This window comes from Pseudomonas sp. HMWF021 (assembly GCF_003061005.1).
Lineage (GTDB): Bacteria > Pseudomonadota > Gammaproteobacteria > Pseudomonadales > Pseudomonadaceae > Aquipseudomonas.
The window spans coordinates 1-5,731 of sequence record NZ_QAIK01000184.1 but is presented as its reverse complement, the minus strand read 5'-3'; the positions used below and the strand labels follow the sequence as shown (position 1 = coordinate 5,731).

General features: G+C 61.4%; 7 protein-coding genes and 1 pseudogene. 2 read left to right on the top strand and 6 right to left on the bottom strand.

The genetic code is table 11. The features are described 5' to 3' along the window. Positions 1 to 750 precede the first annotated feature (750 nt). Genes DBR18_RS26905 through DBR18_RS26895 form a run of 3 tightly spaced genes read right to left on the bottom strand, consistent with a single transcriptional unit; the run spans position 751 to position 2,783 of the window. Positions 751 to 1,980 carry an RNA polymerase sigma factor gene (locus DBR18_RS26905; RefSeq protein ID WP_108592611.1) on the bottom strand — a complete coding sequence of 410 codons (1,230 nt, stop codon included), beginning with the start codon at positions 1,978 to 1,980 and terminating at the stop codon, positions 751 to 753. After that, positions 1,973 to 2,317 (bottom strand): YciI family protein, encoded by a 345-nt coding sequence (locus DBR18_RS26900; protein WP_003227360.1) that lies wholly within the window; start codon positions 2,315 to 2,317, stop codon positions 1,973 to 1,975. Before DBR18_RS26900 ends, DBR18_RS26905 begins: the two co-directional genes overlap by 8 nt. 40 nt (positions 2,318 to 2,357) lie before the next feature. Then, positions 2,358 to 2,783, bottom strand: a complete 426-nt coding sequence (locus DBR18_RS26895; RefSeq protein ID WP_108592609.1) for a nuclear transport factor 2 family protein — start codon at positions 2,781 to 2,783, stop codon at positions 2,358 to 2,360. Positions 2,784 to 2,924: 141 nt separating this feature from the next. Between DBR18_RS26895 and DBR18_RS26890 the strand changes: the two genes are divergently transcribed. Continuing rightward, positions 2,925 to 3,410 (top strand): N-acetyltransferase, encoded by a 486-nt coding sequence (locus tag DBR18_RS26890; protein WP_108592608.1) that lies wholly within the window; start codon positions 2,925 to 2,927, stop codon positions 3,408 to 3,410. 19 nt (positions 3,411 to 3,429) lie between these two features. Next, positions 3,430 to 4,035, top strand: a complete 606-nt coding sequence (locus DBR18_RS26885) for a pyridoxamine 5'-phosphate oxidase family protein (protein WP_108592606.1) — start codon at positions 3,430 to 3,432, stop codon at positions 4,033 to 4,035. A 122-nt stretch (positions 4,036 to 4,157) separates the two neighbouring features. On the opposite strand, the gene DBR18_RS26880 is transcribed toward DBR18_RS26885, so the two are convergent. The 3 genes and pseudogenes from DBR18_RS26880 to DBR18_RS26870 all read right to left on the bottom strand — a co-directional run. Further along, positions 4,158 to 4,646, bottom strand: a complete 489-nt coding sequence (locus DBR18_RS26880; RefSeq protein WP_108592605.1) for a GNAT family N-acetyltransferase — start codon at positions 4,644 to 4,646, stop codon at positions 4,158 to 4,160. Between the two features lie 324 nt (positions 4,647 to 4,970). Then, entirely contained in the window at positions 4,971 to 5,465 is a 495-nt protein-coding gene (locus tag DBR18_RS26875) for a GyrI-like domain-containing protein (RefSeq protein ID WP_007969356.1), read from the bottom strand. Positions 5,466 to 5,533: 68 nt separating this feature from the next. After that, positions 5,534 to 5,731 (bottom strand): annotated as a pseudogene (locus DBR18_RS26870) (LysE family translocator); the annotation flags it as partial.

Genomic DNA, 5,731 nt, shown 5'->3' with positions numbered 1-5,731 from the left:
CTCCCACAGGGTTCTGCGGTGGTCACAGATTTTGTGTGCGGGCAGCGACCCGGCAGCAGGCCTGATAGTTTGCTGGTGGCGGGACTGGCCTCTTCGCGGGCAAGCCCGCTCCCACAGGGTTCTGCGGTGGTCACAGATTTTGTGTGCGGGCAGCGTCCCGGCAGCAGGCCTGATGGTTTGATGGGGGCTGGGCTGGCCTCTTCGCGGGCAAGCCCGCTCCCACAGGGTTCTGCGGTGGTCACAGATTTTGTGTGCGGGCAGCGACCCGGCAGCAGGCCTGATGGTTTGCTGGGGGCTGGACTGACCTCTTCGCGGGCGAGCCCGCTCCCACAGGGTTCTGCGGTGGTCACAGATTTGTGTGCGGGCAGCAATGTGGCAGCAGGCCTGATGGTTTGATGGGGGCTGGGCTGGCCTCTTCGCGGGCAAGCCCGCTCCCACAGGGTTCTGCGGTGGTCACAGATTTGTGTGCGGGCAGCAATGTGGCAGCAGGCCTGATGGTTTGATGGGGGCTGGGCTGGCCTCTTCGCGGGCAAGCCCGCTCCCACAGGGATCTGCGGTGGTCACAGATTTTGTGTGCGGGCAGCGACCCGGCAGCAGGCCTGATGGTTTGCTGGGGGCTGGACTGACCTCTTCGCGGGCGAGCCCGCTCCCACAGGGATCTGCGGTGGTCACAGGTTTTGTGTACACCACGGACACTGTGGGAGCGGGCTTGCCCGCGAAGGGGTCGGCACTGCCACCGAAGATTTCAGATCAATCCAATTGCGTCAGCCGCGCCTCGATAAACCGCCGCTCCGGCTCCTGCCGGGTCAGTTCCAGTGCTCGCAGGTACGCCGCCCTCGCCTGCTCCACCCGACCCAGTTGCCGACAAAACTCCGCCCGCGCCGAATGCGCGAGGTGGTAATCCTGCAATTCGCCGCGATCAAGAATCCCTTCGATCAGCGCCAATCCCGCCAACGCTCCGTCGCGCTTGGCCACCGCCACTGCACGGTTCAACTCGATCACCGGCGACGGCACCGCGCGCAACAGCACGTCGTACAGGCCAACGATCTGCTGCCAATCCGTATCCGCCGCTGATGGCGCCTCGGCATGCACCGCTGCAATCGCCGCTTGCAGACAATAAGGCCCGAAACGCCGCGTGCTCAGCGCACGTTCGATCAGCGCACAACCCTCGGCGATCAACCCGGCATCCCAGCGCGAGCGGTCCTGATCGTCGAGCAGGATCAACTCCCCTTGCGCGGAGGTCCGCGCCGGTCGCCGCGACTCATGCAGCAGCATCAACGCCAGCAGGCCCATGACTTCCGGCTCCGGCAGCAATTCCATGAGCAAACGCCCGAGCCTGATCGCCTCGCGGGTCAGGTCTTCACGAATCAACTCGGTGCCCATCGACGCCGAATAGCCTTCGTTGAACACCAGATAAATCACCCGCAACACACTGTCGAGGCGCTCCGGCAACTCGTTCAGGCTCGGCACCTGATAAGGGATTTTCGCATCGCGGATCTTGGCCTTGGCCCGCACGATGCGCTGGGCAATCGCCGCCGGTGCGGAAAGAAACGCCCGGGCGATTTCCTCGGTGGTCAGGTCGCAGACTTCCCGCAGGGTCAGCGGCACCTGCGCATCCGCCGCCAGCGCCGGGTGACAGCAGGTGAAGATCAGCCGCAGACGGTCGTCTTCCACGTCTTCGCCACTCCAGTCGGCCTGTTCCAGTTCTTCGAGCTGCGCCCGCAACAGCGGCTGCGAGGCCTTGAAACGGGCCCGGCGGCGCAACACATCAATGGCCTTGAAGCGCCCGGTGGACACCAGCCAGGTGCGCGGGTTGTCAGGCACGCCGTCGCGCTGCCAGCGCTCGACCGCGACGAAGAACGCCTCGTGCAAGGCTTCTTCGGCGAGGTCGAAATCGCCGAGCAGGCGAATCAGCGTCGCCAGGATCCGCCGCGAGTCTTCGCGATAGACCTGCTCGACCCGCGCCCTGACCTCAGACATTCAACTGCCGCACCGGACGCACTTCGACGCTGCCGACCCGGGCCGCCGGAATGTGGCCGGCGACCTGGATCGCTTCGTTCAGATCCTTGGCATCGATCAGGTAAAACCCGGCCAGTTGCTCCTTGGTTTCAGCGAACGGACCATCAGTGATCGACAGCTTGCCGTTGCGCATGCGCACCGTGGTGGCGGTCTGTACCGACTCCAGCGCTTCGGCCGCGACCATCCGCCCGCTGCCCTGAATTGACTCGGCATAGGCCCAGCACTCGGCGTCTTCCGGGCTGTCGGGCGACGTGTGCAGCAAGCGCTCGTCGCTGTAGACCAGGCATAGATACTTCATGGTTTTCTCCTGATTCGAACGGATCAACTATGGCTGAAGATCAGGGTTGTACATCGAACAGCGTGGCGCCGCTCATCGGATCGAACGGTGCCGACCAGTGCTCGTGGGCGATTTTCCACGTCCCGCCGACCTGCCGATAGCACGCGGTGGCGCGCATCCAGCAGCTCTGGGTTTCGCCCTTGTCGTTGGTGCCGCCGCAATGCGTTACCCAGTGGGCGAAGGCGAGGTTGTCGGCGGTCTCGATGGCGATCTCGTGAAACTCGAAAACGTGCGGGCCGGAACACATCTCCATGCAGGCTTCCCAATGTGCACGGTAGGCCGCTTTGCCCTTGAATTGCAGGGCCTTGATCGCATCGAAGGAGACGATATCGTCGGTGTACAACGTCATCACCTTGTCAACGTTCTTGGTCATCACCGCGTCGCGGTAGGTGTTGATCAGGGTCTGGATTTCAGTCTGTGCGCTCATGGTGTTCTCCGTGTTTTTTGTGGTGAAGACACCCTTAGTCGTCCGGCCAACGAGCCAATCGACAGACGAAACAAATAATTTCCGCCGAAGACAAACTCGCTAGAATCCGAGGCTCATCTTTGTAGGAAAAAGGAAATTCCCGTGTCAGCCCAACTCGTGCCGTACGACAGCCTGAACGCCTTGCAGCGCCAGCAGGTCGAGGCGATTGAGATCCATCCCGAGCAGATCAAATTCTCCGGTGACATTCACGGCGCGCTGCACACGCTGCTGTCCAGACCCGGCCCCGGCGTGAAGGGCTTCGCGCTGCTGGCCGATCAGGTGCCGGTGGCTTTTCTGCTGCTCAAGCGCCCACCGGTGTTGCCGGCCTGGGCCGATGAACACAGCGCCACCCTGCACGCCTTGCAGGTCGATCACCGCGCGCAGGGCAAGGGTTACGGCAAGGCCTGCCTGCAGGCGCTGCCCGCCGTGGCGCGTGAAGCGTGGCCGGAAATCAAAGGGCTGGAACTGTCGGTGGACGCTGATAACGACGCGGCGATTGCGCTGTACGCCCAATACGGTTTTGTCGACAGCGGCGAAGCGTACAAGGGCCGGATCGGTTACGAGCGGCGCATGGGGCTGTTTTTCTGAAATCATCGAGGGAGAGAAGATGATCGATTCAATCGAAGCACTGGAAGCTATTTACGGCCTGCCCCACGACCGCGCGGTGCGTAAGCAGATCGGTTTTCTCAACGAGGATTATCAGGCGATGGTGCGGGTCTCGCCGCTGGTGATCGTCAGCTCGGTGGGCGCCGACGGCCTGGACAATTCGCCCCGTGGCGATGCGCCGGGGTTCGTGCGGATCATCGACCGCAACACCCTGGCCCTGCCGGATCGCCCGGGCAACAACCGCATCGATACCCTGCGCAATGTGCTGCAGGATCCACGGGTGTCGCTGTTGTTCATCATTCCGGGGATCGGCGAGACATTACGGGTCAACGGCACCGCGCAAATCAGCGCTGAACCGGGACTGCTGGAGAGCTTTGCGGTAAACGGCAAACCGGCGAAAACCGTGTTGCTGGTGACGGTGGAAGCGGCGTTTTTCCACTGTTCGAAAGCGTTTGTGCGTTCGGATGCGTGGAACCCCGAAACGCACCTGCCACGCTCGGCCCTGCCCTCTGCCGGCGCCTTCCACAAGCGCCTGAACGACGGGCAATTCGATGCCGAGACCTACGACCGTGAAGCGCCAAAACGGGTAATCGACACCCTCTACTGACCCACCCCCAAACCCTTTGTAGGAGCTGCCGAAGGCTGCGATCTTTTGATCTTGCTGTTGAGAAGATCAAGATCAAAAGATCGCAGCCTTCGGCAGCTCCTACAGGGGAGTTTGAGTCAGGTTCAGAGGGTGAGGATCATCTCGTGCCACGCCATGCCGCCGTGGTCGGACTCCGACGGTTTGATGTAGGCAAAGCCGAAACCGGCATACAGCGGAATGTGCTGTTCCTTGCACATCAGATGAATCGTCGCTTTATCCAGCCCGCGCATGCGCTCGATGAACTCGGCCATCAGGCGTTTGGCCAGACCCTGGCCCTGGTAGTCCGGGTGCACCACTACCGACATGATCACCACGTTCGGCCCTTGCGGGTCGTGGCCGATCAGTTCCTTGAACGCCTCGTCCGACATCTGCACCTCAAACGCCGCACCCGAGTTGATAAAACCGGCGACCACACCGTCCACCTCAGCGACGATGAAGCCGTCCGGCCAGGTGGCGATGCGCGTGGCGATCTTCTCGCGGGTGGCGGCTTCGTCGCCTTCGTAGGCCACGGTTTCGATGGCGTAGCAGCGGTCCAGGTCGGCGGCGGTGACGTTGCGGATGACGGTGTTCATGGCAGCTCGGAAATCAGCAGAAGAAAGTGCCGAAAGCATAAAGGAATAAGGCATGCATATCGATCTGCGCGGGCGGCGTAAAGCTTGCGTATAAGCGCTTTTCTTCGGGTTCGGGGCGGGCTATTTCTCAGGGGTGTCTCTGATCACCCTTGGGGGAAACCGCTTATGAGCAGCGTTGAAATCGGCCTGTTGATGGTGTTGGGCATCAGTACGTTCGGCTTTATCACCTTGGGCATCGACCTGTTGCGGGCGCGACGGGTGTCCAAGGGCAAGCGCGGTTGAACGGCATGAGGCGGATCAGTGATCCGCCTCATGCTGGTTGACTCAGGCCTTGGTATCGACCGGCACGCATATTTCCAGTTTGCCGGTGTGCAGTCGCGGATTGAAATCGGCGCTGTAGCGTTCCAGTTCCGGGGCATTGAGCTCCACGTAGTGGGAGGTCGGCAGCCAGGTCTTGTAGATGTATTGCAGGGTCTGCGGCAGCTGATCGAGCGGTCCCTTGTGCTCGAACACGGCGTATTGCCGGGGCAGCACTTCGACCCACTGGTAGACCTTCTGGTCCAGGTCATCGAGCTTGCTGATTTCCACCCCGGCGATGTAATCGAAGCCACCCTGGCCATCAAAATTGCTGCAGACGCCGTAGGTCACTTCGTTTTTTTGTCCCTGAATCTTTCCCAGATGCGGCAAGAACTTTTCCCACAGTGCGGGGATGTCCTTGGCAGTGTCCTGGGTAAATCGACCACGAAAACCTGCGATCAGCAGGAAGTGTCCATGTTCGAAGCGAGGTTCAGCCACTTCGACGCGTTTTTGCTCATCCATGACTCGACTCCTGGAACAAAAAGAGGGGTTCGGCTGCTGAGTATAGAAGCCAAACCCGATTCGCAATGTCACAAGGCGTGCAACTGGTCGGCAGCCCCGGAGCCAACGAACTCGTTATAACCGGATACGATCACGTAAACCGCGAAATAGCAGAAGATCGCCGCCGATGCCATGTAGGAGTAGCGCAGCAGCTTGTCACCCAGCAACTTGCCGCCGTGACTCGCTGCAAAGCACAGACCGGCCGACCACAGCAGCCCGGCGCAGAG

What these genes read in the sequence shown, in the direction of transcription:
- DBR18_RS26905 (WP_108592611.1), bottom strand. Translation starts at nt 1,980, where the DNA reads ATGTCTGAGGTCAGGGCGCGGGTCGAGCAGGTCTATCGCGAAGACTCG.
- DBR18_RS26900 (WP_003227360.1), bottom strand. Translation starts at nt 2,317, where the DNA reads ATGAAGTATCTATGCCTGGTCTACAGCGACGAGCGCTTGCTGCACACG.
- DBR18_RS26895 (WP_108592609.1), bottom strand. Translation starts at nt 2,783, where the DNA reads ATGAGCGCACAGACTGAAATCCAGACCCTGATCAACACCTACCGCGAC.
- DBR18_RS26885 (WP_108592606.1), top strand. Translation starts at nt 3,430, where the DNA reads ATGATCGATTCAATCGAAGCACTGGAAGCTATTTACGGCCTGCCCCAC.
- DBR18_RS26880 (WP_108592605.1), bottom strand. Translation starts at nt 4,646, where the DNA reads ATGAACACCGTCATCCGCAACGTCACCGCCGCCGACCTGGACCGCTGC.
- DBR18_RS26875 (WP_007969356.1), bottom strand. Translation starts at nt 5,465, where the DNA reads ATGGATGAGCAAAAACGCGTCGAAGTGGCTGAACCTCGCTTCGAACAT.